Genomic DNA, 25,140 nt, shown 5'->3' on the forward strand with positions numbered 1-25,140 from the left:
GGCTCCCCGGGCTCCGGGCGTCAGAACAGCGGCAGCTGCCCGGGGACCTCGGGGACGACGTATCCGTCCAAGGAGGGCTGCGCCGCGCCGAGTTGTGCCGTCCGGCGCGAACCGGGGCAGGAGGTGAGCTGCCCGTTCCCCCGCGCGCCCGGCGGGTCGTGCCGGGCGAACCGTCCGGCGACGACGGCGATCTCGCGGCGGCACTCGGGGCAGGTTCTGCGACGGCTGGACATGCCGTCAGTGTGCCCCGGCGGGTGGGGCGGCATCCGGTCCGATCCGGTTGCCCGCGTCGCTCGTCGCGCGGAACCCGGCGCTCCTCCCTAGCATCCGTACATATGGCACATACCTTCGAGGAACTCGTGGAGAAGCAGCGCGCGGCCGACGAGGCCCACGCGAGGGTCCTGCACCTGCGGGACACCTACGGCGCGCCCACGGCGGCCGCTTGGTCGGAGATCCAGAGCGACACCTACGAGACCGCCTGGCGCGCCTGGCGTGACCTGGCCCGCGACGTGAGGTCCGCGATGACCGACTTCGCCAAGGAGGCGGGCAGACCGCGGACGGACGTGGAGGCGGAGGTGAGAAGGGCGGCGAAGTCCCCGGACCGGGCTGCCGCGGAGGAGTAGGGGCCGCGCACTCCTGTGGGGTGAGAGCTGGGGACGCCATCAACACATGACGAGGGGCCCGTGATCTGCTGTGACAGCAGATCACGGGCCCCTCGTTCCCGTGTGGCGGCGCCAGGATTCGAACCTGGGAAGGCGAAGCCGGCAGATTTACAGTCTGCTCCCTTTGGCCGCTCGGGCACACCGCCGGGGTTTGCTGCCGTTCGACCCGCTTTTCGGCGGTGCTCCCTGGCAACGACGTAAACGATACCTGATGCGGAGGGGTGCTTCGCCACCCGATTCCGCGCTGCCCGGGCCCGGCCGGGTGGCTAGGCTTGTCCGGATGCGGCCCGCGGCTTTCGGCGGGCTCGGCGGCAGCCCCACGGACGCCGACACGCACCCGATACGCACACCGATACAAGGAGCCACAGGACATGGCCGACTCCAGTTTCGACATCGTCTCGAAGGTCGAGCGGCAGGAGGTCGACAACGCCCTCAACCAGGCCGCCAAGGAGATCTCCCAGCGCTATGACTTCAAGGGCGTCGGCGCCTCGATCTCGTGGTCCGGAGACAAGATCCTGATGGAGGCGAACTCCGAGGACCGGGTGAATGCCGTCCTCGACGTCTTCCAGTCGAAGCTGATCAAGCGGGGGATCTCGCTGAAGGCGCTGGACGCGGGCGAGCCGCAGCTCTCCGGCAAGGAGTACAAGATCTTCGCGTCGATCGAGGAGGGCATCTCTCAGGAGAACGCGAAGAAGGTCGCCAAGCTCATCCGCGACGAGGGCCCCAAGGGCGTGAAGGCGCAGGTCCAGGGTGACGAGCTGCGCGTCAGCTCCAAGAGCCGCGACGACCTCCAGGCCGTCATCGCCCTTCTGAAGGGCCAGGACTTCGAGTTCGCCCTGCAGTTCGTGAACTACCGGTAGGAACGGCTTTGCTGACGGGCGGACGCCTCAGGGTGTCCGCCCGTCGGCGCGCCCGGCGTGTTCCCGGGGCCGCGCGCCGGCGGGAACGACGCTCAGGGGGCGAGACCTCTCAGTCGCGTGAGTGGCCGAACAGGATGCGGTAGGCGATGAGGAGCACCAGTGATCCGCCGATCGCCGCGGCCCAGGTGGCGCCGTCGTAGAAGTCCTTGCTGATCGGGTGGTCCAGCCAGCGGGCCGACATCCAGCCGCCGATGAACGCGCCGGCGATGCCGATGACGGTCGTGCCGATGAAACCGCCCGGGTCGCGGCCGGGCAGCAGAACCTTGGCGATGACGCCGGCCAGCAGCCCCAGAATGATCCAGCTGATGATGCTCATGCCCTGAACCTGCCCTTCCGCGCTGTGCGCTCACCGTCCGGGCGCTGTGATCTCGCTGCCGGACGGCGGCGTTCGCGGCTCGTGCCCCGTTTCGCGCCCTGTCGATGTGACGACGATCGGGCAGCACCCGCCGGTTCCCGGGACGGGTCGGTTCAGCGGGCGGCGAACGGCTGGTCCGTGCTGACGATCTCGCGGCCGAGCGGCAGCAGGGACACCGGGATCAGCTTGAAGTTGGCGATGCCGAACGGGATGCCGATGATCGTGACGCACAGGGCGATGCCGGTCGCGATGTGGGCGAGGGCGAGCCACCACCCGGCGAGGACCAGCCACAGCACGTTGCCCACGCAGGACGGGGCGCCGGCGTCGCGGCGCTCGATCGTGGTGTAGCCGAAGGGCCAGAGGGCGTAGACACCGATGCGGAACGCCGCCAGGCCGAAGGGGATTCCGATGATCGTGACGCACAGCAGCACGCCGGCCAGCAGGTAGCCGAGGAACAGCCAGAAGCCGCTGAGCACGAGCCATATGACGTTGAGGATGGTCTTCACTGTCGGTGACCTGCCATCTTCTCGAGGCGGGCGATGCGCTCCGCCATGGGCGGGTGCGTCGAGAACATCTTGGAGAGTCCCTGGCCCGGGCGGAACGGGTTGGCGATCATCATGTGGCTCGCGGTCTCGATGCGGGGCTCGGGGGGCAGCGGAAGCTGCTTGGTGCCGAGCTCGAGCTTGCGCAGTGCGCCGGCGAGGGCCAGGGGGTCGCCGGTGAGCTGTGCGCCGGAGGCGTCGGCCTCGTACTCGCGGGAGCGGCTGATGGCGAGCTGGATGATGCTGGCGGCGAGCGGGCCGAGCAGCATGATCAGGAGCATGCCGAAGATGCCGGGGCCGTCGTCGTCGCTGGAGCGGCCGATCGGGATGAAGTAGGCGAAGTTGACGAGGAACATGATCACGGAGGCGAGGGCGCCGGCGACCGAGGAGATGAGGATGTCCCGGTTGTAGACATGGCTCAGCTCATGGCCGATGACGCCGCGCAGCTCGCGTTCGTCGAGAAGGCGGAGGATGCCTTCCGTGCAGCACACGGCGGCGTTGCGCGGGTTGCGGCCGGTGGCGAAGGCGTTGGGCGCCTCGGTCGGGGAGATGTACAGCCGGGGCATGGGCTGACGGGCCTGGGTGGAGAGCTCGCGCACCATGCGGTAGAGGGCCGGGGCCTCGAACTCGCTGACCGGCCGGGCGCGCATCGCGCGCAGTGCCAGCTTGTCGCTGTTCCAGTACGCGTACGCGTTGGTGCCGAGCGCGACGAGGACCGCCACGACGAGCCCCGCCCGCCCGAAGAAGCTGCCGATGACGATGATGAGTGCCGACAGTCCCCCGAGGAGTACTGCGGTCCTTAGCCCGTTGTGCCGGCGGTGCACGGTACGCCCTCCAAGTCGTGCGGCAGGGGACCCCTGAACGTGTTGCCCGCTCTTGCCGTCTGATGTGCGAGGCCCTGGTTCGTGGTGCCACGTCCAGTGGAACCTCCCGTTTTGGTCAACGCCAGACGGGGGGCTCGGGTTCCCTTGTGCGACCGGCGGCCGGGGTGGGCCGTCCGGGTGAGGGCCGGTGAGGGCCTGTGACAGGGCCGGCGGGCACTCAGAAGAGGGCTGTGCCGGCGAAGCGCAGGACCAGTTGGGGTGCTCCGGAGAGGACGACGCCGAGGACGGCGGTGAGGGCGAGCGCGGCGGTGAGGGGCGCGGGGACCCGGTGCCGTACGGGTTCTCCCTCTGGGGCGCGGAACAGCAGGGCCGTCCACTGGAGGTAGTAGTACAGGGCGATGACCACGTTGACGGCCATGACGACCGCCAGCCAGCCCAGGCCCGCGTCGACGGCTGCGGAGAACACGGTGACCTTCGCGAAGAGGCCGATGATCCCCGGCGGCAGGCCTGCCAGGCAGAGCAGGAAGAAGGCCAGGAGGAGCGCGGAGAGCGGGTTCTCCGCGTGGAGGCCGCGGTAGTCGGCGAGGCGGTTCTGCGGGCGGGTGCGGCCGACCAGGGCGGCCACGGCGAAGGCGCCGAGGTTCACGGCTGCGTACGTCAGGGCGTAGGCGACGGTGGAGCCGATGGAGCGCTGTGGGTCGTCGGAGTACGCGGCGGCGGCGATCGGGACGAGGAGGTAACCGGCCTGGCCGACGGAGGACCAGGCGAGCAGGCGTACGGCGCTGTACGCGCGCGTGGCCTGCTGGCGCAGAGCGCCGACGTTGCCGGCGGTCATGGTGAGGGCGGCCAGCGCGGCCAGCGCGGGGCCCCACACGTCGGCGTACGAGGGGAAGGCGACGACGGTGACGAGGATGAGGCCGGAGAAGCCGACCGCCTTGCCGACGACGGAGAGGTAGGCCGCGACGGGCAGGGGGGCGCCGACGTAGGTGTCGGGGACCCAGAAGTGGAAGGGGACGGCGGCCGTCTTGAAGGCGAAGCCGACGAGGGTGAGGACGACTCCGGCCTGGGCGAGGGTGTGGAACTGTCCGTCGACGTCCTGGATGCGCTCGGCCACCCGGGTGAGGTGCAGGGTGCCGGTGGTGGCGTAGACGAAGCTGATGCCGAGGAGGCTGACGGCGGTCGCGGTGACGGACGACAGGAAGAACTTCAGGGCTGCTTCGGAGGACCTGCGGTCGCCGTGGCGGATCCCGACGAGGGCGAACGCGGGCAGGGAGGCGACCTCCAGTGCGACGACGAGTGTGGCGAGGTCGCGGGAGGCGGGCAGGAGGGCGGCGCCGGCGGCGGAGGACAGCAGCAGGAACCAGAACTCGCCCTCGGGGAGCCGTCCGCGCGCGTCCTTCAGGGCGGTGACCGACAACAGGGCGGCCAGCAGCGCTCCCCCGAGCACCAGGAACTGGATGACGAGGGTGAAGTGGTCGGCCGTGTAGCTGCACACGCGTGTGTCACTCGTGAGGCAGAAGGTGGAGCGATCGCCGTCCAGGAGGGGCAGCAGGAGGGCGGTGGAGGCGGCGAGGCCGGCGACGGACAGCCATCCGAGGAGTGCCTTGCGGTGGCCGTCGAGGAACAGGTCGGCGACGAGGACGACGAGGGCGACGACCGCCGCGAGGGTGGGCGGGGCGATCGCGAGCCAGTCGACGGACTGCACGAGGGACGGTGCGGCCGGGGAGCTCATCGGGTGCCTCCTGCGAGGAGCTGCTGCACGGCCGGGTCGGTGAGGCCGAGGAGTGCCTTGGGCCACAGGCCTGCGACGACGGTGAGGACGACGAGCGGGGTCCAGGCCGCGAACTCGTACGCGCGGACGTCGGCGAGTCGCGGCGCGTCCTGCGGGATCACGCCCATGCAGACGCGGCGGACGACGACGAGGAGGTAGGCGGCGGTCAGCAGAGTGCCGAACGCGGCGATCGCCGTGAAGGTGAGGAAGGCGGGACGGCTGAGTCCGGCGGCGGGATCGAACGCGCCGAACATGGCCAGCATCTCGCCCCAGAACCCGGCGAGGCCGGGCAGGCCGAGCGAGGCGACCGCGGCGAAGGCGAGCAGGCCGCCGAGGCGCGGGGCCTTGCCGTAGAGCGCGGCGCCGGTCTGCTGAGCGAGGGTGTCGAGGTCGGTGGTGCCGGTGCGGTCCTTGAGAGCTCCGACCAGGAAGAAGAGCAGGCCGGTGATGAGGCCGTGGGCGACGTTGGCGAACAGGGCGCCGTTCACTCCGGTCGGGGTGGTGGAGGCGATGCCGAGGAGGACGAAACCCATGTGGCCGACGGAGGAGTAGGCGACGAGGCGCTTGAGGTCGCCCTTGGCGCCCCGCTTGGCGAGGGCGAGGCAGGCCAGGGAGCCGTAGACGATGCCGACGACGGCGAAGGCGGCGAGGTAGGGCGCGAAGGTGTGGAAGCCGTCGGGCGTGACCGGGAGGAGGATCCGGACGAAACCGTACGTGCCCATCTTCAGCAGCACGCCGGCGAGGAGGACCGAGCCGACGGTCGGGGCGGCGGTGTGGGCGTCGGGCAGCCAGCTGTGCAGAGGCCACATCGGGGTCTTCACCGCGAGCCCGATCCCGACCGCGAGAACGGCGATGACCTGCACGGACGCGCTCAGCGACCGGCCGTTGTCAGTGGCGAGTGCCATCATGTCGAACGTGCCCGCTGTGACGCCGATCACGAGCAGGCCGAGCAGCATGACCACGGATCCGAGCAGCGTGTACAGGATGAACTTGGAGGCCGCCCGGGTCCGGCCCTCGCCGCCCCAGCGGGCGATGAGGAAGTACATCGGGATCAGCACGGTCTCGAAGGCGAGGAAGAAAAGGATCAGGTCGAGGGCGGCGAAGGTGGCGAGGGTGCCGGCCTCCAGGACGAGCAGGAGAGCGACGAAGGCCTTGGGGCTCGGGCCCTCGGGCGGGTTGAAGTAGGAGTAGAGCGCGCAGAGGAAGGTCAGCAGCGCGGTCAGGACCAGGAGGGGGAGGGAGATGCCGTCGATGCCGAGGTGGATGCGCACGTCGAGTGCGGGGATCCAGCTGATGTCGGTCGTGGCCTGCATCTTCGAGGGGTGGTCATGGTCGAAGCCGACCGCGAGGGCGATGGCGGCGACGAGGATCGCGCCGGTCACGGTGACGCCGTGCCGCAGGACGGCCTGCTCGGGTGACGTCCCCTTCAGTCCGGGCGGGGCGGGCAGGAGAGCGGCGGCCGCGCCGAGGAGCGGGCCGGCCACGATCAACGCCAGAAGCAACTGCATCACGGACTCGTTGATATCGATCACTCCTGCTCACGCTCCCGTCGCGACGAGGACGGCGGCGACCACCAGGACGACGGCGCCGGCGAGCAGCGCGCTCACATAGGTCTGGACGTTGCCGGTCTGGGCACGCCGTACGGCGGCGCCGAGCCAGCGGGGCAAGGTGCCCGCTCCGCTGACGTACGTGTCGACGACCTCGCGGTCGAGGAACCGGACGAGGCTCGCTCCGGCCTGCACCGGGCGCACGAACAGGGCCCGGTACACGGCGTCGAGGTGGAAGCCGGCGGCGGCGTGGCGGTGCAGCGGTCCGAGCAGGAGCCGGCCGGGGTCGGCCGGGTCGGGTGCGGCGGCCACGTCACCGTAGGCGGGCGTGTGCGTCGCGATGGCCTCGGCCTCCACGGCTGCGGCGTCGCGCTCGGGGTGGGCGGCGACCGCGCCGATCGGAACGCGTGCGGCTTGCGCGGTGGTGTGCCGCCAGGCCGCGCCGACGACGAGGACACCGGCCAGCGCCAGGCCCGTGCCGAGGACGGATGTGGTGAGGGTCGGGGCCAGGTCGCCGCCGTCGAACCAGTCGGGCAGCGTGCGGTAGGCGAGCCCGCCGACGGCGAGGGAGGGGGCGGCGAGCACCCACAGCACCGCGGTCATCGGCAGGGGCTCGCGGCCGTGGTCGGGGGCTTCGGCGCCCCGGCCGTTGAAGGCCAGCAGCCACAGGCGGGCCGCGTAGGCGGCGGTGAGGAGGGCGGTGAGCAGTCCGGTGACGAGGACGATCCAGCCCGCGGCGGCGGGGGCGTACTCGCTGTGGCCGGTGGAGGCGTGTTCGGCGGCGCCGAGGACGGACTCCTTGGAGAAGAAGCCGCTGAACGGCGGGATCGCGGCGAGCGCGAGGAGCGCCACGGTCATCGTCCAGAACGCGTCGGGGACGCGGTCGCGCAGGTGGCTCATGCGGGACATGGCGGCCAGGGAGTTGGTGCCGGCGGCGTGGATGATCACACCGGCGGCGAGGAACAGCAGCGCCTTGAAGGCGCCGTGCGACAGGAGGTGGAAGACGGCGGCGCCGCGGTCGCCGACGGCGAGGGCGCCGGTCATGTAACCGAGCTGGCCGATCGTCGAGTAGGCGAGGACGCGCTTGATGTCGTCCTGGGCGAGCGCGGCGACACCGGAGCCGGCCATGGTGACGGCGGCCATGACGGCCAGGACGAGCATCGCGGCCTGGGATGCCTCGAAGACCGGGAGGAGGCGGGCGACGAAGTAGACGCCGGCGGCGACCATCGTCGCCGCGTGGATCAGCGCGGAGACGGGTGTCGGGCCCGCCATCGCGTCGGGGAGCCAGGTGTGCAGCGGGAACTGCGCCGACTTGCCGGCCACGCCCGCCAGGAGGAGCAGGGCGATGAGGGTCGGGTGGTCGAGTCCGTCGTGGGCGACGGCGCTGAGGACCTTGGTGATGCGGAAGGAACCGGCGTCGGTGGCCAGGGCGAACAGGCCGAGGAGGAAGGGGACGTCGCCGAGCTTGGTGACGAGGAAGGCCTTGATGGAGGCGGCCCGGGCCTCCGGGGTCTCCCAGTAGTGGCCGACCAGAAAGTAGGAGCAGATGCCCATGACTTCCCAGCCGACCAGCAGCACGATCAGGTCGCCGGAGTAGACGACCAGGAACATCGCGGAGGTGAACAGGGAGACGAGCGCGGCGTAGGACGCGTAGCGCGGGTCCTCGCGCAGGTATGCGGTCGAGTAGATCTGCACGCAGCCGGCGACCAGGCCGACCAGGACGGCGACGAGCGCGGCGAAGCCGTCGATGTACAGCGCCAGTTCGATCGGGACCGAACCGGTGGGGGTGAGCTCGGTGGCCGCGTCGACGGCCGCGTCCCCGCCCTGGCGTAGGGCGACGACGGCGGCCAGGACGAGGGAGGCGAGGGTCGGCAGAACCGCGAGCGGGCGGACGAATCCGGGGGCGGTGCGGCCGAGGAGCAGTCCGGCCACCGCGCCGAGGAACGGCAGGAGCGGGACGAGGACGGCGAGGGTGGTGGTGGTCACGCGGTGGCCTCGGACTTCCCGGCCCGGCCGGCCTGTTCGGCCGCGCGGGCGCCGCTGTGGGGGTCGCCGGGGCCCTCAAGGCCGTCGGCGTCCAGGACTTCGTGGCCCTCTGCGGTGTCGCGGAGCTTGTCGATGTCCGCGGTGCCGCGGTTGCGGTGGACGGCGAGGACGATGGCCAGGCCGATGCCGATCTCGGCGGCGGCGAGGGCGATGGTGAACAGGGTGAGGGCCTGGCCGGAGTGCAGGGTCTCCTCGGCGGTCCTGCTGAGCCAGACGTCGAAGGCGACGAGGTTGAGGTTGACGGCGTTGAGCATCAGCTCGACCGACATCAGCACCAGGATCGCGTTGCGGCGGGCGAGCACGCCGTACAGGCCCGTGCAGAAGAGGAGGGCGGCGAGGACGGCGGGATAGGCGAGGTGCATCAGCGGGCGCCGCCTTCCGGCTCGGCCGGCGAAGTCCCGGAACTTTCTGTGACGGTCCGGGAACTCTCGGTGACAGGCCGGGAGTTCACAGGGGGAGAGCTCGACTCGGCCTTCGCCTTGCGGGACAGGACGATCGCGCCGACCAGTGCGGCGAGGAGGAGGACGGAGAGGGCCTCGAAGGGAAGGACCCAGTGCTGGAAGAGGCTCGCGCCGGTGACCTCGGTGGATCCGGCGGCCGGGCCGTCGAGGTCGATCCAGGTGGCGCGGAAGGCGTCGACGACCACCCAGACCAGGGCGGCCGCGGCGGCGACGGCGACCGTGAGGGCGGCCCAGCGGTTGCCGGAGTCGGCGTCCGGTGAGCGGCCGATGGGGGCCCTGGTGAGCATCAGACCGAACAGGAGGAGGACGACGACGGAACCGACGTAGATGAGGACCTGCATCCAGGCGATGAACTCGGCGGTGAGGAGGAGGTATTCGACGGCGAGGCCGCCGAGGGCGACCACCAGCCACAGGGCGGCGTGGACCAGTTGACGGGTGGTGACGGTGACGAGGGCGGCGCCGAAGGTGACCAGACCGACGAGGAGGAAGGCGATCTCGACACCGGTCGGAGAGAGGAAGCCCTGCGGGGCCTGAGCGAGGGTCATGCCTCTCCCTCCGGGGGCTTGGTCGGTTCGGCTTGCGCTTCCTGGGCGGCTGCCAGCTTCTCGGCGGTCTTGCGGGCGGCGGCGATCTCCTTCGGCTCCTCCGCGCCGGGGTCGAGGGCGGGCGGGGCCGGGACCGTCCACATCCACTCGCGGAGCTTGTCCCGCTCGTGGGTGAGGTCGCGGATGTCGGTCTCGGCGTACTCGAACGCCGGGGACCAGAACAGGGCGTCGAAAGGACACACCTCGATGCAGATACCGCAGTACATGCACAGGGAGAAGTCGATGGCGAAACGGTCGAGGACGTTGCGGCTGCGTTCGCGGCCGCCGGGGGCCGCCGCCGGGACCGTCTCCTTGTGGGAGTCGATGTAGATGCACCAGTCGGGGCACTCGCGGGCGCACAGCATGCAGACCGTGCAGTTCTCCTCGAACAGGCCGATCACTCCGCGGGTGCGGGGCGGGAGGTCGGGCTGGGTGTCCGGGTACTGCTCGGTGACGGTCTTCCGCGTCATCGTGCGGAGGGTGACGGCAAGGCCCTTGGCGAGGCCGCTTCCGGGGATGGGGGCCATGGTTACCGGATCACCACCTTGACGACGCCGGTGAGAGCGATCTGAGCGAGAGAGAGGGGGACGAGGAGGGTCCAGGAGAGCTTCTGGAGCTGGTCCTCGCGCAGCCGTGGATAGGTGACGCGAAGCCAGATGACGACGAAGGCGAGGAGGGCGGTCTTCAGCAGGGTCCAGACCCAGCCGAGGCCGTCGGCGCCCCAGGGGCCGTGCCAGCCGCCCAGGAAGAGGACGGTGGTCAGGCCGCACAGAACGACGATGCCGGCGTACTCGGCGAGGAGGAACAGAGCGAAACGGAGGCCGGTGTACTCGGTGTACGCGCCGAAGATGATCTCGGAGTCGGCGACGGGCATGTCGAAGGGAGGCCGTTGGAGTTCGGCGAGGCCGGCGACGAAGAAGACGATCGCGCCGACGATCTGCCAGGGCAGCCACCACCACTCGAAGGCGTCGACGATGCCGGGGATCGAGACCGTCCCGGCGGCCATCGCGACGGAGGCGGCGGTGAGGAGCATGGGGAGTTCGTAGGCGAGGAGCTGGGCGGCGGTGCGCAGCCCGCCGAGGAGCGAGAACTTGTTGGCGGAGGCCCAGCCGGCCATGAGTGAGCCGAGGACGCCCACGCCCATCACCGCGAGGACGAAGAACACGCCGGCGTCGACGACCTCGCCGACCGCGCCCTCGCCCGGGCCGATGGGGATGGCGAGCAGGACGAGGAGGTACGGCAGGAGCGCCACGGCGGGGGCGAGCTGGAAGACACGGCGGTCCGCGCCCGCGGGGACGACGTCCTCCTTCTGCGCGAACTTCACGCCGTCCGCGATGAGCTGGGCCCAACCGTGGAAGCCGCCGGCGTACATGGGGCCGAGGCGGCCCTGCATATGGGCCATGACCTTGTGCTCGGTCTGACCCACGATCAGGGGGAAGGTGAGGAAGACGACGAAGACGATCAGGAGTCGCAGGGCGACGTCTGGAGCGTCGTTCACTGCGGGCCTCCTCGGGGGGTGTCGTGAGTGCCGTCCGCTGGAGGGGCGGCGGGAGTTCCGTCTTCGGGGGTTCCGTCTTCGGGCGGGGCGGGAGGGCCTTCGTCCCGTGGGTCGTCGCCGGACGACTCCGGGCGGTCCGGGGCCGTCCGCTCGCCTTGGGGCTCGGAGTCGTCGAAGGCGGGACGGGCGTGGTGCCACGGAGCGTCGGAGCTGCGGGGAGGCCGGGGGCGGCGGGTGACCGCGCCGGGGGCGGGTCCCTCCGAGGGGGCCTCGGCAGCGGCGGCTTCGTTCGTAGCGGTCTCGCCGGGAGGGGGCGTTTCCGAGGCGGGCACGTCCGGGGTGGCGGCTCGCTGACTGGCCGATCCCTGAGAGGCGCTGCGTGCGCGACGGGGACCCCGCGACGGTCGGGAGGCCTCTGGTTCGGGCGCGGCCGGCCGGTCGGCGCCGCCGGTCTCGCGGGTGCCGCCAGGTCGGTCGGCTCCGGCAGCTCCGGCAGCTCCTTCGGCTCCGACAGCTTCGGCGGCGGTGGTGCGCGACTCGGCCGAGGGCTCGGCGACGGCGTCCCGCGGGTCGGCAGCCGACTCGGGAGCGGTCTGTGGCTCGGGGGCCGCGTCGGGCGTGGCTCGTGCCGCGGTCACCGCCTCCCCCGCGGTCGTGGTCTCCGGTCGGTTCGCCGGGTCCCGGGGGGCGCGCCGCTCTGTGGCCGCCTCCTGCTGGGGCGGTGCCTCCTCAGCGGGTGCCGGTGTCGGCGGGGTGGTGGTCTGGCTGGCTGAGCCTGCGGATGCTGAGCGCATGCGCCGTGGGGGGCGCTCGCCGGCCGGTCCGGTGGGGCGCGCCGGGCGTTCGCCTGCGGCGCGGGAGGTTGCCGCGCCGCGGGCCGGGCGGGCGGGGGCTGGGGGGAGTTGGCCCTTGAGGGGGCCCCAGTCATTGGGGTCGGGGACGCCGGGGGGAAGCATCTGGCGGCGCTTGGGGCCGCCGTGTTCGGACTCGCCGGGTTCCTTGGCGCCGGGCCAGGCCTTGGCGACGCGGGCGGCGAGGACGAAGTCCTTGCGGAGCGGGTGGCCTTCGAAGTTCTCCGGGAGCAGGAGGTGATCCAGGCCGGGGTGGCCGGTGAAGCGGACGCCGAACATCTCGTGCGTCTCGCGTTCGTGCCAGGCGGCACCCGCGTAGACGTCGACGGCGGAGGGGAGCGCCGGGGCGTCGTGCGGGACCGTGGTGCGTACGAGGAGGCGGCGGACCGGGGACAGGGCGACGAGGTGGGCGCAGACACGGAAGCCGGTGCCGGGTTCGTCGACGGCGCTGAGCCAGTCGAAGTAGGTGCAGCCGAGGCGGTCGCGGGCGGTCTCCAGGGCGGTGATCCAGGAGGCCGGGGGGACGTCGACGGTGAGGAGGTCGTAGGACTCCTCGGCTGTGGCGTCGGCGCCGAACACTTCCTCGGCGGGGGCGGGCAGCCAGCCGGGGGCGGTCATCGGGTGTCCCCCTCCGCGGCGGGCGGCATGACGAGCCCGCTCTGCAGCGCGGCCGTCGACGGGCGGGGGGTGTCGGAGGCGTACCGCTCCCCCAGCGACTCCCGGGCGATCTTCTCCTGGAGTTTGAGGATCCCCTGGAGCAGCGCCTCGGGGCGGGGCGGGCAGCCGGGGACGTAGACGTCCACGGGGATGATCTGGTCGACGCCCTTGGTGACGGAGTAGGAGTCCCAGTAGGGGCCGCCGCAGTTGCTGCAGGCGCCGAAGGAGATGACGTACTTGGGTTCCGGCATCTGCTCGTAGAGGCGCTTGACGGCGGGGGCCATCTTGTCCGTGACCGTGCCGGAGACGACCATCAGGTCGGCCTGGCGCGGGCCGGGCGCGAAGGGGATCACGCCGAGGCGGATGAAGTCGTGGCGGGCCATCGACGCGGCGATGAACTCGATCGCACAGCAGGCGAGGCCGAAGTTGAACACCCAGAGGGAGTAGCGGCGGCCCCAGTTCAGGACGACCTTCATCGGCTCGGGTGCGAGGCGGGCGAGCGCGCCCAGCCGCTTCGGCTCGGGGAGGAGTACGGGCTCCGAGGGGGTCACGTCCATGCCAGGACGCCCTTCTTGTATGCGTACAGCAGGCCGACGGCGAGGAAGCCGAGGAAGATGAACATCTCCACGAGCGTGGTGGCGCCGTAGCCGGGCGCGGCGAAGACCGTCGCCCAGGGGAAGAGGAAGATCGAGTCGACGGCGAAGACGACGTAGAGGAAGGCGTAGACGTAGTAGCGGACCTGGGTGTGGGCCCAGCCCTCGCCGACGGGGTCGACGCCGCACTCGTACGTCAGGAGTTTCTCGGGGGTGGGGACCACCGGGCGCAGCAGGCGGCCGGCGCCGAAGGCGACGGCGACGAACAGCACGCCGACAGCGGCGAGCAGTCCGACTACCGCGTAGGAGTCGAAGTAGTCCGACGCGACCACGACCGTCGAACCCGTCAGCGTTTCGTGCGACGTCTGCGGCACCGTCCGTCCCTCGCTCCCCGACCTCGGCCTGTTCGACGATCTGTACGCACGGGAGTCTAGGGCCTGATAAAGGCACAGTAAGCAGCCCGTCTCGCCCGGGGCAAAGGGGGTGGGGTTTTCCCCCCGGGGGCCCGGGCGGTGAACTCCATGGCGCGGCGGCGTCCCGCGCGGCACGCTGAGCCGTATGACCGTATCCAAGCCCGCCCCCGCGGCGGCGTACAGACCTGCCGTGGCCGTGCCGGTGACCGGCCGGCCCGCTCGGCCCTCCTCCCGGAGGGCGGGTGAGAGCGAGGACCGTCTGCCGCCGCCCCGTTTCGCCTATGACGCGCAGACCTGGAAGGAGATCGCGCATCTCCTGGCGAACCTGCCCATGTCGATCGTGGGGTTCGGCTACGGGTTCACCGCGCTGCTGGTCGGCGCCGTGCTGGCGCTGACGGCGGTGGGGCTGCCGGTCCTCGCGCTCGGCCTGCTGGGCGCGCGGCTGATCGGCCGGTTCGAGCGGGGCCGGGCGCGGATGCTGCTGGGGCTGCGGATCGACGAGCCGAGCCCGCTGCCGCTGCGGCGGTCGGGCAACCCGCTCCAGGGGATGTGGCTGGCGCTGAAGGATCCGGTGGCCTGGCGGACGCTGCTGTACGACGTGATCCGGCTGCCGTGGGGCATCGCCACGTTCACGGTCGTCTTCACGTCGCTGTTCGTGGCGTGGCCGGTGCTGCCGTTCGTGGCGCGGGGGCTGACCAACGTGGACCGGATGCTGGTGCGGGCGCTGCTGTCGCCGTCGGACGGGCTGGAGCGGCGGATCGCCGAACTGGAGTCCGACCGGGGGGTCGTGGTGGACACGGCGGCCGCCGATCTGCGGCGCATCGAGCGGGATCTGCACGACGGCGCGCAGGCGCGGCTCGTCAATCTGGCGATGGGGCTGGGCCTGGCGAAGGAGAAGCTGCTGGAGGATCCCGACGCGGCTACGGCGATGGTCGAGGAGGCGCACGGTGAGGTGAAGCTCGCGCTTCAGGAGCTGCGTGATCTGGCGCGGGGCATTCACCCCGCGGTGCTGACGGACCGGGGGCTGGACGCGGCGCTGTCGGCGGTGGCCTCGCGGTGCACGGTGCCGGTGCGGGTGACGGCCGAGCTGACGTCCCGGCCGGCGCAGGCCATCGAGGGGATCGCCTACTTCACCGTCTCCGAGCTGCTGCAGAACGTCAGCAAGCACAGCGGGGCGCGGTCGGCGTGGGTGGACGTGTGGCGGTCTGAGGACCGGCTGCTCGTCCAGGTGCGGGACGACGGCCGCGGCGGCGCCCGGCTCGACGGGGGCACGGGGATGCGGGGGCTGGCGGAGCGGCTGGGGGCCGTGGACGGTCTGTTCGTCGTGGACTCGCCGCCGGGCGGGCCGACGACGGTGACGGCGGAGCTGCCCTGGCGGGACCGGTAGGGGGTGCGCGGCCTTGCCGCCGGCCGTGGACGCGGGGTGGGGAAAACCCCCCGTTCAAGAGGCCGACGGACTCCATGGCCGGCTGCGTCGCCGCCCGGGAGGGTGGAGGCGGTGGACGAGACCCGCGGACGGGAAGAGAAGGACGGACGACGCCGATGGCCACACAGTTCGGGGACTACGGGGCGTACGGGAAGCACGGGGCGTACGGGGACTCGGGGTTCGGATCCGGGGGGCGGTGGCGTCGGGTGCCGTCGGTGCTGCGGGCGCCGGTGGAGGCGCGGCTCTGGCGGGAGTTCGCCTTCGTCCTGCTGAGCCTGCCGATCAGCATCGTCCTGTTCACGTACGCGGTGGTGACGCTGTCGCTGGGCGCGGGGCTGCTGGTGACGTTCCTCGGTGTTCCGGTGCTGGCGGCGGGGCTGGCCGGGTGCCGGGGGTTCGGGATGCTGGAGCGGGCGCGGGCGCGTGCGCTGCTCGGCCTGGAGGTTCCGGCGCCCGAGCCGCTGCGGCCGCGCGGGCGGGGCGCGATGGCCTGGATGGGCGCCGCGCTGAAGAGCGGCGCCTCCTGGCGGCACGCGCTCTACTCGGTGGTGCACCTGCCCTGGGCGGTGTTCTCCTTCTCCGTGTCGGTGGCCTTCTGGACGTACGGCTGGGCGCTGCTGACGTATCCGCTGTGGTTCTGGGTCTTCCCGCTGTACGGCGGGCAGGGCGGGCTCCAGCTGTACGGCGACGAGCAGCACCGGATCTATCTCGACAACCCGTTCGAGATCGCGGTGACGGCGCTGGTGGGGCTGTTGTTCACGCTGGCCGCGCCGTGGATCGTGCGGGCGCTGACCATGGTGGACCGGGTGTTGGTGCGCGGGCTGCTGGGGCGGTCGCGGCTGGTCTCGCGGGTGGTGGAGCTGGAGTCCGACCGGGGGGTCGTGGTGGACACCGCCGCCGCCGATCTGCGGCGCATCGAGCGGGATCTGCACGACGGTGCGCAGGCGCGGCTGGTGGCGCTGGCGATGGATCTGGGGCTGGCGAAGGAGAAGCTGCGTGAGGATCCGCGGGCTGCGGCGCGGATGGTGGACGAGGCGCACGGCGAGGTGAAGACGGCGCTGCGGGAGCTGCGGGACCTGGCCCGGGGGATCCATCCGGCGGTGCTGACGGACCGGGGGCTGGACGCGGCGCTGTCGGCGGTGGCCTCGCGGTGCACGGTGCCGGTGCGGGTGGAGGTGGATCTGGACGCGCGGCCCGCTGCGGCGATCGAGGGGATCGCGTACTTCACGGTGTCGGAGCTGCTGCAGAACGTCGCCAAGCACAGTGGGGCAAGGGCGGCGTCGGTGGACGTGTGGCGGGTGGAGGACCGGCTGATGTTGCAGGTCGCCGATGACGGGGTGGGCGGGGCGGACGCCGCCGGCGGATCCGGGCTCGCGGGGTTGGCGGGACGGCTGGACGCGGTGGACGGCTTCCTGTTGGTGGATTCACCCGCGGGCGGGCCCACCCGGATCACCGCGGAGTTGCCCTGGCGGGCTCAGTCCGCGGGCAACCCGCACGGCTTCGCGGGCAGCTGACTCACCCGCACGGCCGAAACCGCTCAACAACCTCTCGCCGTCCGCGCACGCCGCGACCGTTTGCTGGAATGCTGGACGCGTTCAACCATACGGGTGGGACACGGACGTGCGCTGGGGGGCCGGGATCGTGGTGGACAGGGTGCGGGTGGTCATCGCCGAGGACTCCGTGCTGTTGCGGGAGGGGCTGACGCGGCTGCTGACCGACCGCGGGCACGAGGTCGTCGCGGGGGTCGGGGACGGCGAGGCGCTGGTGAAGACCATCACCGAGCTGGACGCGGAGGGTGAACTGCCCGACGTGGTGGTGGCGGACGTGCGGATGCCGCCGACGCACACCGACGAGGGCGTGCGGGCCGCCGTACGGCTGCGGAAGGCTCATCCGGGGCTCGGGGTGCTGGTGCTGTCGCAGTACGTGGAGGAGAGGTACGCCACCGAACTGTTGGCCGGATCCAGCCATGGTGTCGGCTATCTGCTCAAGGACCGGGTGGCCGAGGTACGGGAGTTCGTGGACGCGGTGGTGCGGGTGGCCGAGGGGGGCACGGCACTCGACCCCGAGGTGGTCGCCCAGCTGCTCGGACGCAGCCGGAAGCAGGACGTGCTGGCCGTGCTCACCCCGCGGGAGCGGGAGGTGCTGGGGCTGATGGCCGAGGGGCGGACGAACTCGGCGGTGGCCCGGCGGCTGGTGGTCAGCGACGGCGCGGTGGAGAAGCACGTCAGCAACATCTTCCTGAAACTGGGGCTGTCGCCCAGCGACGGGGACCATCGGCGCGTACTCGCCGTGCTCACCTATCTCAATTCGTGACAGCCGGGAGAACTCGGGAAATCATGGCAAGTCGGGGCGCCCGGCCGTCTCACGGCGATGTCCGTCATGTGAAAGGCCGAGGGAGGCGACCCCTGCCGACGTAGGGTTGATCCAGGGAGGGCCTTCGGGAAGGCCCGTCCCGGGACAGCCACCCTCGAGGGAGGTCCAGTCAGTGACCAGTCAGGTCAGCAGCCCAGCGGAGCACACCGACGGATCCGTGGTGGGAGAGCAGCGCAAACCGGACGGGGCGAAGGACGTCCGCCGTCTCGACCGGGTGATCATCAGGTTCGCGGGCGACTCCGGTGACGGCATGCAGCTCACCGGCGACCGCTTCACCTCGGAGACGGCGTCGTTCGGCAACGACCTGTCGACGCTGCCGAACTTCCCCGCCGAGATCCGCGCGCCCGCAGGCACCCTTCCTGGCGTGTCCTCGTTCCAGCTGCACTTCGCCGACCACGACATCCTCACCCCGGGTGACGCGCCCAATGTGCTGGTCGCCATGAACCCGGCCGCGCTGAGAGCCAACATCGGCGATGTGCCGAGGGGCGCGGAGATCATCGTCAACACGGACGAGTTCACCAAGCGGGCGATGCAGAAGGTGGGGTACGCGGCTTCGCCGCTGGAGGATGGCTCCCTCGACGGTTACCAGCTCCACCCGGTCCCGCTGACCACTCTGACCGTCGAGGCTCTCAAGGACTTCGACCTCACCCGTAAGGAGGCCGAGCGCAGCAAGAACATGTTCGCGCTCGGCCTCCTGTCGTGGATGTACCACCGGCCGACGGAGGGGACCGAGCGGTTCCTGAGGTCGAAGTTCGCGAAGAAGCCCGACATCGCGGCGGCCAACATCGCCGCGTTCCGCGCCGGCTGGAACTTCGGGGAGACCACCGAGGACTTCGCCGTCAGCTACGAGGTGGCTCCGGCTGCCAGGGCGTTCCCGGTGGGCACGTACCGCAACATCTCGGGGAACCTGGCGCTGGCGTACGGGCTGATCGCCGCCTCCCGCCAGGCCGATCTGCCGCTGTTCCTCGGCTCGTACCCGATCACCCCGGCCTCGGACATCCTGCACGAGCTGAGCCGGCACAAGAACTTCGGCGTGCGGACCTTCCAGGCCGAGGACGAGATCGCCGGCATCGGGGCGGCGCTGGGCGCGGCCTTCGGCGGTTCGCTGGCGGTGACGACCACCTCGGGTCCGGGTGTGGCGCTCAAGAGCGAGACCATCGGGCTGGCCGTGTCGCTGGAGCTGCCGCTGCTGGTCGTCGACATCCAGCGGGGCGGCCCGTCCACCGGGCTGCCGACCAAGACGGAGCAGGCCGATCTGCTCCAGGCGATGTTCGGGCGCAACGGCGAGGCGCCGGTGCCGATCGTGGCCCCGAGCACCCCGGCCGACTGCTTCGACGCCGCCCTGGAGGCCGCCCGCATCGCCCTGGTCTACCGCACGCCGGTGATGCTGCTGTCCGACGGCTATCTCGCCAACGGCTCCGAGCCCTGGCGGATCCCGGAGCTGGAGGAGTTGCCCGACCTGAGCGTGCAGTTCGCGCAGGGCCCGAACCACACCCTGGCGGACGGCACGGACGTCTTCTGGCCGTACAAGCGGGACCCGCAGACCCTCGCCCGGCCGTGGGCGGTGCCGGGGACGCCGGGTCTGGAGCACCGCATCGGCGGCATCGAGAAGGAGGACGGGACGGGGAACATCTCCTACGCCCCGGCCAACCACGATCTGATGGTCCGCACCCGGCAGGCGAAGATCGACGGAATCGACGTCCCCGACGTCGAGGTCGACGACCCGCACGGCGCGCGCACCCTGGTGCTGGGCTGGGGCTCGACGTACGGGCCGATCACGGCGGCGGTACGGCGGCTGCGGGCGGCCGGGGAGGCGGTCGCGCAGGTCCATCTGCGGCATCTGAACCCCTTCCCGGGCAACCTCGGCGCGGTGCTGCGGGCGTACGACAAGGTCGTGATCCCCGAGATGAACCTCGGCCAGCTCGCCACCCTGATCCGGGCGAAATACCTGGTCGACGCGCATTCGTACACCCAGGTCAACGGCATGCCGTTCAAGGCGGAGCAGCTCGCCGCGGCACTGAAGGAGGCCATCGATGGCTGAGACGACCGGTTCCTCCGCGGGGCGCGCCGCCGCACGCACGGGGGGTGGCGTCGAGGCGCTCTCGCTCGTCCCCAAGGCCGAGGCCCGGCAGTCCATGAAGGACTTCAAGTCGGACCAGGAAGTGCGCTGGTGCCCGGGCTGCGGTGACTACGCGATCCTGGCGGCCGTCCAGGGCTTCATGCCGGAACTGGGGCTGGCCAGGGAGAACATCGTCTTCGTGTCGGGCATCGGCTGCTCCTCCCGGTTCCCGTACTACATGAACACCTACGGCATGCACTCCATCCACGGCCGTGCGCCGGCGATCGCGACGGGGCTCGCCGCCTCCCGGCAGGACCTGAGCGTGTGGGTGGTGACGGGCGACGGGGACGCGCTGTCCATCGGCGGCAACCACCTCATCCACGCCCTGCGGCGCAACGTCAACCTGAAGATCCTGCTGTTCAACAACCGGATCTACGGGCTCACCAAGGGCCAGTACTCGCCCACCTCCGAGGTCGGCAAGATCACCAAGTCGACGCCGATGGGCTCGCTGGACGCGCCGTTCAACCCGGTGTCGCTGGCCCTCGGGGCCGAGGCGTCGTTCGTGGCCCGGACCGTCGACTCCGACCGCAGGCATCTGACGGAGGTGCTGCGCCAGGCGGCCGCCCACCCGGGCACGGCGCTGATCGAGATCTACCAGAACTGCAACATCTTCAACGACGGCGCGTTCGAGGCGCTCAAGGACAAGCAGTCGGCCGAGGAGACGGTGATCCGGCTGGAGCACGGGCGGCCGATCCGCTTCGGCGGCGACCTGGGCAAGGGTGTCGTGCGGGACGCGGCGACCGGTGATCTGAAGGTGGTGACCGTGACGGAGGAGAACGAGTCCGACGTCCTGGTCCACGACGCGCACGCGGCGTCCCCCACCAACGCCTTCGCCCTGTCGCGGCTGGCCGACCCGGACACCCTGCACCAGACGCCGATCGGCGTGTTCCGCGCGGTGGAGCGGCCGGTGTACGACACGCAGATGGCGGACCAGCTGGACGCGGCGATCGACCAGCACGGCAAGGGCGATCTGGCGGCGCTGCTGGCCGGCGGGGACACCTGGACGGTCGTCGGCTGAGGTTCGCTGCGAGAGCGACTGTCTCACGAGGCCCGGGAGCGCTCCTCCCGGGCCTCGTCGTAGGCGCGGCGGGCCTGCTCCACGTCGGCCATGCGCTCGGTGGTCCAGGTCGCCAGCGCCTTGACCTGCGCGGCGGCCTCGCGTCCCATCGCGGTGAGCGAGTAGTCGACGCGCGGCGGGATCACCGGCTTGGCGTCGCGGTGGACGAGGCCGTCGCGCTCCAGGGTCTGCAGGGTCTGGGTGAGCATCTTCTCGCTGACCCGGCCGATCGCGCGGCGCAGTTCGCTGAAGCGGTACGGGCGCTCCAGCAGCTCCATCAGCACCAGGACGCCCCAGCGGCTGGTGACGTGCTCCAGGACGAGGCGGTAGGGGCACAGCTCCGCGCCGTGGTCGTACCGCGTACCGCCCGCTCCGCTCACTTCACTTACTGCCATGCCAGTACCTTACTTCAAAGTGGGTACTTTCCAAGAGTTAGCGCACGGCCTAGGGTTAGTGGCAGTTCGCTTCTCCGCCCCTCACTCTGGGAGTACTCACCATGAGCATCGTCGTCACCGGCGCCACCGGACACCTCGGCCGTCACGTCGTGGAGCAGCTGCTGGAGAAGGTCCCGGCGGAGCAGATCACCGCCGTCGTACGCAGCGAGGCCAAGGCCGCCGACTTCGCGGCGCGCGGGGTGAAGCTCGCGATCGCCGACTACAACACGCCCGAGACCTTCGACGGCCTGTTCGCCGCCGGGGACAAGGTGCTGCTGATCTCGGGCAACGAGTTCGACAAGGGCCGCCCGCAGCAGCACCAGGTCGTCATCGACGCCGCGAAGGCGGCCGGTGTGGCGCTGCTCGCCTACACCAGCGCACCGGGCAGCCTCACCGCCGCCCTCGCCGACGACCACCGCGCCACCGAGAAGGCGCTGGCCGCCTCCGGCGTGCCGTACGCGCTGCTGCGCAACGGCTGGTACCACGAGAACTACACCGAGCAGCTCGCCCCGGTGCTGGAGCACAGCGCGGTCGTCGCGGCCGCCGGCGAGGGCCGGGTCTCCTCCGCCGCCCGCGCCGACTACGCGGCCGCCGCGGTCGCCGTCCTGACCGGCGAGGGCCACGAGGGCAAGACCTACGAGCTGGGCGGCGACGAGGCGTGGAGCTTCGCCGAGTACGCGGCCGAGCTGAGCCGGCAGACCGGCAAGGAGATCGTCTACAAGGACGTCCCGGCGGAGGCTCTCGTCGGCATCCTGACCGGCGCCGGGCTGCCCGGGCCGTTCGCCGAGATCCTCGCGGGCGTGGACGCCTCGATCGCGAAGGGCGAGCTGGTCGTCTCCTCCGGTGACCTGTCCCGGCTGGCGGGCCGTCCGACCACGCCCCTGTCGGAGGCGATCACGGCCGCACTCAAGGGCTGAGCACCCCGCGCGGACCCTGGACGGACCGGCACCCCTGGCTGTCATGACCGTATGGCGATACGGGCATGACAGCCAGGGGTGCTCGGCGTTACCTTCGTCCACGCACGGCCGCACGGCTGCGCGCCCGAGGTGAGAGGAGGGCCCGGTGGCCGGGACGTCGAAGGGTGAGGGCCGGATAGGCCTGCTGAACGGCTTCGCCGCCTACGGGATGTGGGGCCTGGTCCCGCTCTTCTGGCCGCTGCTCAAACCGGCCGGGGCGGTGGAGATCCTCGCCCACCGCATGGTGTGGTCCCTCGCCTTCGTCGTCGTCGCGCTGGCCGTCGTACGGCGCTGGGCCTGGGCGGGCGAACTGCTGCGCCAGCCCCGGCGGCTCGGGCTCATCGCGATCGCCGCGGCCGTGATCACCGTGAACTGGGGCGTCTACATCTGGTCCGTGAACAGCGGGCACGTGGTCGAGGCGTCCCTCGGGTACTTCATCAACCCGCTGGTCACCATCGCCATGGGCGTGCTGCTGCTGAAGGAGCGGCTGCGGCCGGCGCAGTGGGCCGCGGTCGGCGTGGGAGCGGCGGCCGTGGTGGTGCTGACCGTGGGCTACGGCCGTCCGCCGTGGATCTCGCTGTGCCTCGCGTTCTCCTTCGCCGTCTACGGGCTGGTGAAGAAGAAGGTCAACCTCGGCGGGGTGGAGTCACTGGCCGCCGAGACCGCGATCCAGTTCCTGCCGGCGCTCGGCTACCTGCTGTGGCTGGCCGCCGACGGCGGCTCCACCTTCGCCGACGAGGGCCTCGGCCATTCCGCCCTGCTCGCCGCCACCGGCATCGTGACCGCCCTGCCGCTGGTCTGCTTCGGCGCGGCGGCGATCCGGGTGCCGCTGTCCACGCTGGGTCTGCTGCAGTACCTCGCGCCCGTCTTCCAGTTCCTGCTCGGCATCCTGTACTTCCAGGAGGCCATGCCGCCGGAGCGCTGGGCGGGCTTCGCGCTGGTCTGGCTGGCGTTGACGCTGCTGACGTGGGACGCGCTCAGGACGGCGCGGCGGGCGCGGGCGCGGATCGCGCGCTCCTCGGCGGGCGCCGGGGACGTCACCGCGGCGCCGCTCGCCGAGGCCAGGCCGGCCGGCGTGACGGCGGCCCGGGCCGCGGAGGACGCGGGGGTGACGCCCGACATGGCGGCTCCCGAGCTGGCGTCTCAGGACGCGACCGTGCCCGACCCCCTCGACGCGCAGGCGTGACCCGACCCCTCAGGGGTGTCGACGAAGGGCTGGTGGCAGTCGTCGGCGCCGCAGGCCCGGATGCGGTCGGCGTGGGGGCCGGTGCAGAGGTCGATCGCGTCGCGGGCGGCGGTCGGACGAAGAGCGCGTCGCGCATCCGGCGCGCGTCGGCCGACCCCTGGTGCAGCACCTCGTAGCGGGCGAGCGCGACCGAGCCGCTGTGAGGTGCGCTTCCGGCAGAGCGCGCTCAGGGCGAAGCGGTAGGGCCTATAAGTGGTCACATGAGCGAGACACATGAGGCAGCCCCCGCCCCCCTGCACTTCAAGCTCGTCGTCGACTGCGCCGACCCACAGGCCCAGGCCGACTTCTGGGCCGCCGCGCTGCACTACACGGCCGAGGACAACAGCGCGTTCATCGAACGGCTGCTGGCGGCCGGCGCACTGCCGGGCGAGGCGACGGTGGAGTTCCACGGGAGGCTCGCCTTCCGGGACCTGGTCGCCGTACGGCATCCACAGGACCCGTTCGACGCGGACAGCGGGACGGGGCTGGGCCGGCGGCTGCTGTTCCAGCGAGTGCCGGAGGCGAAGACGGCCAAGAACAGGCTCCACCTCGACGTGCACGCCGGTCCGGAGCGGCGGGACGCGGAGGTCGAGCGGCTGACGGCGCTGGGGGCGAGCGTGCTGCGGGAGGTGAAGGAGCCGTCCGGCCAGTGGGTCGTGATGGCGGACCCGGAGGGGAACGAGTTCTGCGTGCAGTGAGGCGGGGCGCGCCCCGTCGGCCTTAACTCCCCTTCGCCTAGGCACTCTTGACGGACAGTTGGCCAGAGCTTCACCATCCAGGCACCCCATTCACCGGGGGTTCTCCGTGGCCTGTCGCGGGGACCCCTCTGGAATTCGGAGCCCCCCACATGAAGCTCTCCGTTTCCGGGCGGGCGTCGGCGGTCGCCGTCGTCGCCGCCGTCACGCTCGTCGTCACCGGATCCACAGCCGGCGCGGCGCCCGCCCCCGAAGCCGTCACCCACGGTTCCGCCGCCCTCACCGCCGCGCCCGACATCCCGGTGGCCGACGTGAAGGCGCACCTCACCCAGCTCCAGTCCATCGCCACCGCCAACGGCGGCAACCGCGCCCACGGCCGCGCCGGATACAAGGCCTCGCTCGATTATGTGAAGGCCAAGCTGGACGCCGCCGGATTCACCACGACCGTCCAGCAGTTCACCTCGTCCGGCCGCACCGGCTACAACCTGATCGCCGACTGGCCCGGCGGAGACACGGGCAAGGTCGTGATGGCCGGCTCGCACCTCGACAGCGTCACCTCCGGCGCCGGCATCAACGACAACGGCACCGGCTCGGCGGCCGTCCTGGAAGCCGCGCTGACCGTCGCCCGCACCGACTACCAGCCCACGAAGCACCTGCGGTTCGCCTGGTGGGGCGCGGAGGAGCTGGGGCTGGTCGGCTCGCGGCACTACGTCAACAGCCTGTCCGCCGCGAACCGCGCGAAGATCAGCGGCTACCTCAACTTCGACATGATCGGCTCACCGAACCCCGGGTACTTCGTCTACGACGACGACCCGGCCATCGAGAAGACCTTCAAGGACTACTTCACCGGCATCGGCGTCCCGACCGAGATCGAGACCGAGGGCGACGGCCGCTCCGACCACGCGCCCTTCAAGAGCGCGGGCGTCCCGGTCGGCGGCCTCTTCACCGGGGCCAGCCGCACCAAGACGACGGCACAGGCGACCAAGTGGGGCGGCACGGCGGGCCAGGCGTTCGACCGCTGCTACCACTCCTCCTGCGACACCACCGCCAACGTCAACGACACGGCGCTGAACCGCAACGCGGACGCGCTGGCGTACGCGGTGTGGACGCTTTCGGCGTAAGCCGAACCGC

Annotated in this window: 26 protein-coding genes and 1 tRNA gene; 11 read left to right on the plus strand and 16 right to left on the minus strand. The window is 71.5% G+C overall.

The window, feature by feature from the left end; translation table 11 throughout:
- Positions 1-20: 20 nt before the first annotated feature.
- Entirely contained in the window at positions 21-233 is a 213-nt protein-coding gene (locus ACIOC0_RS28360) for a hypothetical protein (RefSeq protein ID WP_402158588.1), read from the minus strand.
- A 102-nt stretch (positions 234-335) separates the two neighbouring features.
- Here ACIOC0_RS28360 and ACIOC0_RS28365 point away from each other — a divergent pair, with 102 nt between their 5' ends.
- Complete coding sequence (locus ACIOC0_RS28365) at positions 336-623, plus strand: hypothetical protein (protein ID WP_402158590.1); 288 nt, start codon at positions 336-338, stop codon at positions 621-623.
- 103 nt (positions 624-726) lie between these two features.
- Here the strand turns inward: ACIOC0_RS28365 and ACIOC0_RS28370 are convergent.
- A tRNA-Tyr gene (locus tag ACIOC0_RS28370) sits at positions 727-808 on the minus strand.
- A gap of 225 nt (positions 809-1,033) precedes the next feature.
- Between ACIOC0_RS28370 and ACIOC0_RS28375 the strand changes: the two genes are divergently transcribed.
- A complete protein-coding gene (locus tag ACIOC0_RS28375) occupies positions 1,034-1,522 on the plus strand; it encodes a YajQ family cyclic di-GMP-binding protein (protein ID WP_352245279.1) in 489 nt (162 codons plus the stop codon).
- A gap of 109 nt (positions 1,523-1,631) precedes the next feature.
- Here the strand turns inward: ACIOC0_RS28375 and ACIOC0_RS28380 are convergent, their stop codons facing one another.
- The 13 genes from ACIOC0_RS28380 to ACIOC0_RS28440 form a co-directional block, all read right to left on the minus strand.
- Positions 1,632-1,898 (minus strand): GlsB/YeaQ/YmgE family stress response membrane protein, encoded by a 267-nt coding sequence (locus ACIOC0_RS28380; RefSeq protein ID WP_402158592.1) that lies wholly within the window; start codon positions 1,896-1,898, stop codon positions 1,632-1,634.
- Positions 1,899-2,050: 152 nt separating this feature from the next.
- The gene (locus tag ACIOC0_RS28385) at positions 2,051-2,443 is read right to left on the minus strand and encodes a YccF domain-containing protein (protein ID WP_130440995.1); all 393 of its coding nucleotides are present in this window, start codon (positions 2,441-2,443) and stop codon (positions 2,051-2,053) included.
- Positions 2,440-3,303, minus strand: a complete 864-nt coding sequence (gene htpX, locus ACIOC0_RS28390) for a zinc metalloprotease HtpX (RefSeq protein WP_402158594.1) — start codon at positions 3,301-3,303, stop codon at positions 2,440-2,442. The genes ACIOC0_RS28385 and htpX overlap by 4 nt, the downstream gene beginning before the upstream one ends.
- Positions 3,304-3,520: 217 nt before the next feature.
- Positions 3,521-5,035 carry an NADH-quinone oxidoreductase subunit N gene (locus tag ACIOC0_RS28395; protein ID WP_402158596.1) on the minus strand — a complete coding sequence of 505 codons (1,515 nt, stop codon included), beginning with the start codon at positions 5,033-5,035 and terminating at the stop codon, positions 3,521-3,523.
- Positions 5,032-6,606: a NuoM family protein gene (locus ACIOC0_RS28400; protein WP_402158597.1), complete on the minus strand. Its 1,575-nt coding sequence runs from the start codon at positions 6,604-6,606 to the stop codon at positions 5,032-5,034. The genes ACIOC0_RS28395 and ACIOC0_RS28400 overlap by 4 nt, the downstream gene beginning before the upstream one ends.
- Positions 6,607-6,612: 6 nt before the next feature.
- The gene (locus ACIOC0_RS28405; RefSeq protein WP_402158599.1) at positions 6,613-8,607 is read right to left on the minus strand and encodes an NADH-quinone oxidoreductase subunit L; all 1,995 of its coding nucleotides are present in this window, start codon (positions 8,605-8,607) and stop codon (positions 6,613-6,615) included.
- Positions 8,604-9,029, minus strand: coding sequence for an NADH-quinone oxidoreductase subunit NuoK (gene nuoK / locus ACIOC0_RS28410; RefSeq protein ID WP_402158601.1), 426 nt, complete (start codon positions 9,027-9,029; stop codon positions 8,604-8,606). The genes ACIOC0_RS28405 and nuoK overlap by 4 nt, the downstream gene beginning before the upstream one ends.
- Complete coding sequence (locus ACIOC0_RS28415) at positions 9,029-9,673, minus strand: NADH-quinone oxidoreductase subunit J (protein ID WP_402158603.1); 645 nt, start codon at positions 9,671-9,673, stop codon at positions 9,029-9,031. The genes nuoK and ACIOC0_RS28415 overlap by 1 nt, the downstream gene beginning before the upstream one ends.
- Positions 9,670-10,239: an NADH-quinone oxidoreductase subunit I gene (locus ACIOC0_RS28420; protein ID WP_352245270.1), complete on the minus strand. Its 570-nt coding sequence runs from the start codon at positions 10,237-10,239 to the stop codon at positions 9,670-9,672. The genes ACIOC0_RS28415 and ACIOC0_RS28420 overlap by 4 nt, the downstream gene beginning before the upstream one ends.
- Positions 10,240-10,241: 2 nt before the next feature.
- Positions 10,242-11,210, minus strand: a complete 969-nt coding sequence (locus tag ACIOC0_RS28425; RefSeq protein ID WP_402158604.1) for an NADH-quinone oxidoreductase subunit H — start codon at positions 11,208-11,210, stop codon at positions 10,242-10,244.
- Positions 11,207-12,679 carry an NADH-quinone oxidoreductase subunit C gene (locus tag ACIOC0_RS28430; RefSeq protein ID WP_402158605.1) on the minus strand — a complete coding sequence of 491 codons (1,473 nt, stop codon included), beginning with the start codon at positions 12,677-12,679 and terminating at the stop codon, positions 11,207-11,209. Before ACIOC0_RS28430 ends, ACIOC0_RS28425 begins: the two co-directional genes overlap by 4 nt.
- Positions 12,676-13,275, minus strand: coding sequence for an NADH-quinone oxidoreductase subunit B (locus tag ACIOC0_RS28435; RefSeq protein WP_402158607.1), 600 nt, complete (start codon positions 13,273-13,275; stop codon positions 12,676-12,678). The genes ACIOC0_RS28430 and ACIOC0_RS28435 overlap by 4 nt, the downstream gene beginning before the upstream one ends.
- Positions 13,266-13,685: an NADH-quinone oxidoreductase subunit A gene (locus ACIOC0_RS28440; RefSeq protein WP_402158608.1), complete on the minus strand. Its 420-nt coding sequence runs from the start codon at positions 13,683-13,685 to the stop codon at positions 13,266-13,268. The genes ACIOC0_RS28435 and ACIOC0_RS28440 overlap by 10 nt, the downstream gene beginning before the upstream one ends.
- A gap of 184 nt (positions 13,686-13,869) precedes the next feature.
- On the opposite strand from ACIOC0_RS28440, the gene ACIOC0_RS28445 reads away from it, so the two are divergent.
- The 5 genes from ACIOC0_RS28445 to ACIOC0_RS28465 all read left to right on the plus strand — a co-directional run bounded on the left by ACIOC0_RS28445 (position 13,870) and on the right by ACIOC0_RS28465 (position 20,660).
- Complete coding sequence (locus tag ACIOC0_RS28445; protein ID WP_402158610.1) at positions 13,870-15,111, plus strand: sensor histidine kinase; 1,242 nt, start codon at positions 13,870-13,872, stop codon at positions 15,109-15,111.
- A 155-nt stretch (positions 15,112-15,266) separates the two neighbouring features.
- The gene (locus tag ACIOC0_RS28450; protein ID WP_402158612.1) at positions 15,267-16,664 is read left to right on the plus strand and encodes a sensor histidine kinase; all 1,398 of its coding nucleotides are present in this window, start codon (positions 15,267-15,269) and stop codon (positions 16,662-16,664) included.
- A 139-nt stretch (positions 16,665-16,803) separates the two neighbouring features.
- Positions 16,804-17,463, plus strand: a complete 660-nt coding sequence (locus ACIOC0_RS28455) for a response regulator (protein WP_402158722.1) — start codon at positions 16,804-16,806, stop codon at positions 17,461-17,463.
- A gap of 172 nt (positions 17,464-17,635) precedes the next feature.
- Positions 17,636-19,564 (plus strand): 2-oxoacid:acceptor oxidoreductase subunit alpha, encoded by a 1,929-nt coding sequence (locus ACIOC0_RS28460; RefSeq protein WP_402158614.1) that lies wholly within the window; start codon positions 17,636-17,638, stop codon positions 19,562-19,564.
- Positions 19,557-20,660 (plus strand): 2-oxoacid:ferredoxin oxidoreductase subunit beta, encoded by a 1,104-nt coding sequence (locus tag ACIOC0_RS28465; RefSeq protein ID WP_356678782.1) that lies wholly within the window; start codon positions 19,557-19,559, stop codon positions 20,658-20,660. Before ACIOC0_RS28460 ends, ACIOC0_RS28465 begins: the two co-directional genes overlap by 8 nt.
- Before the next feature lie 23 nt (positions 20,661-20,683).
- Here ACIOC0_RS28465 and ACIOC0_RS28470 read toward each other — a convergent pair whose 3' ends face one another.
- Positions 20,684-21,094, minus strand: a complete 411-nt coding sequence (locus tag ACIOC0_RS28470; protein ID WP_389034735.1) for a winged helix-turn-helix transcriptional regulator — start codon at positions 21,092-21,094, stop codon at positions 20,684-20,686.
- 101 nt (positions 21,095-21,195) lie between these two features.
- On the opposite strand from ACIOC0_RS28470, the gene ACIOC0_RS28475 reads away from it, so the two are divergent.
- The 4 genes from ACIOC0_RS28475 to ACIOC0_RS28490 all read left to right on the plus strand — a co-directional run bounded on the left by ACIOC0_RS28475 (position 21,196) and on the right by ACIOC0_RS28490 (position 25,130).
- Entirely contained in the window at positions 21,196-22,050 is an 855-nt protein-coding gene (locus ACIOC0_RS28475) for an SDR family oxidoreductase (protein WP_402158616.1), read from the plus strand.
- 145 nt (positions 22,051-22,195) lie between these two features.
- Positions 22,196-23,275 (plus strand): EamA family transporter RarD, encoded by a 1,080-nt coding sequence (rarD, locus tag ACIOC0_RS28480; RefSeq protein ID WP_402158618.1) that lies wholly within the window; start codon positions 22,196-22,198, stop codon positions 23,273-23,275.
- A gap of 260 nt (positions 23,276-23,535) precedes the next feature.
- Entirely contained in the window at positions 23,536-24,012 is a 477-nt protein-coding gene (locus ACIOC0_RS28485; protein ID WP_402158620.1) for a VOC family protein, read from the plus strand.
- A gap of 149 nt (positions 24,013-24,161) precedes the next feature.
- Entirely contained in the window at positions 24,162-25,130 is a 969-nt protein-coding gene (locus tag ACIOC0_RS28490) for a M28 family metallopeptidase (protein ID WP_402158621.1), read from the plus strand.
- Positions 25,131-25,140: the final 10 nt, after the last annotated feature.

This window comes from Streptomyces sp. NPDC088254 (assembly GCF_044740925.1).
Classification (GTDB): Bacteria; Actinomycetota; Actinomycetes; order Streptomycetales; family Streptomycetaceae; genus Streptomyces.